Genomic DNA, 2,759 nt, shown 5'->3' on the forward strand with positions numbered 1-2,759 from the left:
AAGAAAATGATTTCAGAGGTGTTGTGGATTTAGTAAGAAACCAGGCTATTGTTTGGGATGATGCAGGAATGGGAGCAACTTATGAAGTTGTTGATATCCCTGCTGATATGGTTGACGAAGTAAAAGAGTATAGAGATATTCTTATCGAAGCAGTTGCTGATTATGATGAGAACTTGCTTGATAAATACATGGAAGATCCTGAATCTATTACAGAGGAGGAGATTAATGTTGCGTTAAGAGCAGCGGTAATGGATATGGCTATCATTCCTATGATTGCTGGTTCGTCTTTCAAAAACAAAGGAGTTCAATTCATGTTGGATGCAGTATGTAAATACTTGCCTTCTCCAATGGATAAAGAAGGTATCGAAGGTATTCATCCTGATGACGCTGAATTATTAGAAGAAGATCAAACTAAAATCTTGCGTAAGCCAGATGTTAAAGAGCCGTTCGCTGCTTTAGCGTTTAAAATTGCTACTGACCCATTCGTAGGTCGTTTAGCTTTCTTCCGTGCTTATTCGGGACGTTTAGATGCTGGTTCTTATGTTTTGAACACACGTTCAGGAAACAAAGAAAGAATTTCTCGTATCTACCAAATGCATGCTAATAAACAAAATCCAATCGAGTATATCGAAGCTGGAGATATTGGAGCGGCAGTTGGATTTAAAGATATCAAAACTGGAGATACATTGTGTGATGAAAAACATCCAATTATTCTTGAGTCTATGAAATTCCCTGCACCGGTAATTGGTATCGCTATTGAACCTAAAACTAAGGCTGACGTAGATAAAATGGGTATGGCTTTGGCTAAATTAGCTGAAGAGGATCCTACGTTTACTGTTAGAACAGATGAAGCTTCTGGTCAAACAATTATCTCAGGAATGGGAGAGTTGCACTTAGATATTCTTGTTGATAGAATGCGTCGTGAATTTAAAGTTGAAGTGAACCAAGGTGAGCCTCAAGTTGAATATAAAGAGGCGTTTACAAGATCTGCTCAACATAGAGAGACTTATAAAAAACAATCTGGAGGTCGTGGTAAATTCGGTGATATCGTATTTGTACTTGAACCTGCTGATGAAGTTGATGGTAAAGCTCCTGTTGGATTGCAGTTTGTTAACTCTGTAAAAGGTGGTAACGTTCCTAAAGAATATATTCCTTCTGTAGAGAAAGGTTTTAGAGAAGCTATGAAAACTGGTCCTTTAGCAGGATATCAAGTTGATAGTTTGAAAGTAACTTTGTTAGATGGGTCTTTCCATCCAGTGGATTCTGATGCGCTTTCTTTTGAGTTAGCGGCTAGAATGGGTTATAGAGAGGTAGCTAAAGCTGCTGGAGCTGTAATTCTTGAGCCAATCATGAAAATGGAAGTTATTACTCCAGAAGAAAACATGGGAGATATCGTAGGTGATATTAACCGTCGTAGAGGTCAGGTTAATGACATGGGAGATAGAAATGGAGCAAAAACGATTAAAGCTGATGTGCCATTGTCTGAGATGTTTGGATATGTTACAACTTTAAGAACTTTATCTTCAGGTCGTGCAACTTCAACAATGGAATTTTCACACTACGCAGAAACGCCTTCTAATATTTCAGAGGCAGTAATCAAAAAAGCAAAAGGAAACGCTTAATTTTAAGAAAATGAGTCAAAAAATCAGAATAAAACTAAAATCTTACGATCATATGTTGGTAGACAAGTCTGCTGAAAAGATTGTAAAAACGGTTAAAACTACAGGTGCTGTTGTAACAGGTCCAATTCCTTTACCAACTCACAAAAAACTTTTCACTGTACTACGTTCTCCACACGTTAATAAAAAAGCAAGAGAGCAATTCGAAGTAATGTCATACAAGAGATTAATTGATATTTACTCTTCATCATCAAAAACAATTGATGCATTGATGAAATTAGAATTGCCTAGTGGAGTTGAAGTAGAGATCAAAGTTTAGGTTTCTTTCAAGAGAAAATTAAGGGCACTTTGTTTAAGTGAAAACTTTTTTTGGATTGTGTGTAAATAAGTTATACTTTTGCACCACTTTAAAAATAAGGGTTCACTTAAATGATGTGTTCTATTTTTATATTTAATAATTAATAATTAATATTTATGTCTGGGTTAATTGGTAGAAAAATCGGCATGACTAGTATTTTTGATGAGAACGGGAAAAACATTCCTTGTACTGTAATCGAAGCTGGTCCTTGTGTTGTTACCCAAGTCAGAACCAAAGGTGTTGACGGGTACGAAGCGTTGCAACTTGGTTTCGATGACAAAAACGAGAAACATTCCACTAAAGCGGCTTTAGGTCACTTTAAGAAAGCTGGAACTGTAGCTAAGAAAAAAGTCGTTGAATTCAAGGAGTTTGCAACAGAGCAAAAATTAGGAGATCTTATTGATGTTTCTATTTTTGCGGAAGGAGAATTTGTAGATGTACAAGGTGTATCTAAAGGTAAAGGTTTTCAAGGGGTTGTAAAACGTCACGGTTTTGGTGGTGTTGGTCAAGCAACTCATGGTCAGCATAACCGTTTAAGAGCGCCAGGTTCTGTAGGAGCTTCTTCTTATCCATCTAGAGTATTCAAAGGAATGCGTATGGCTGGAAGAATGGGAGGAGAAAATGTAAAAGTTCAAAACCTTAGAGTTTTAAAAGTAGTTGCTGAGAAGAACCTACTTGTTATTAAAGGATGTGTTCCTGGACATAATAACTCTTATGTAATCATTGAGAAGTAATGGAAGTAAAAGTAGTAGATTTCAACGGAAAAGATACTGGTAGAAAAG

Annotated in this window: 3 protein-coding genes; all 3 read left to right on the forward strand. The window is 36.6% G+C overall.

Annotated elements, in window-relative coordinates:
* Positions 1–1,622 (forward strand): elongation factor G (gene fusA, locus WBQ70_RS13365; RefSeq protein ID WP_423915072.1); only part of this gene is annotated, 1,622 nt, incomplete at its 5' end.
* 10 nt (positions 1,623–1,632) lie between these two features.
* Positions 1,633–1,938: a 30S ribosomal protein S10 gene (rpsJ, locus tag WBQ70_RS13370; RefSeq protein ID WP_007803605.1), complete on the forward strand. Its 306-nt coding sequence runs from the start codon at positions 1,633–1,635 to the stop codon at positions 1,936–1,938.
* Positions 1,939–2,093: 155 nt separating this feature from the next.
* Positions 2,094–2,711, forward strand: a complete 618-nt coding sequence (gene rplC / locus WBQ70_RS13375) for a 50S ribosomal protein L3 (RefSeq protein ID WP_423915075.1) — start codon at positions 2,094–2,096, stop codon at positions 2,709–2,711.
* Positions 2,712–2,759: the final 48 nt, after the last annotated feature.

This window comes from Flavobacterium sp., from assembly GCF_049590715.1.
Lineage (GTDB): Bacteria > Bacteroidota > Bacteroidia > Flavobacteriales > Flavobacteriaceae > Flavobacterium.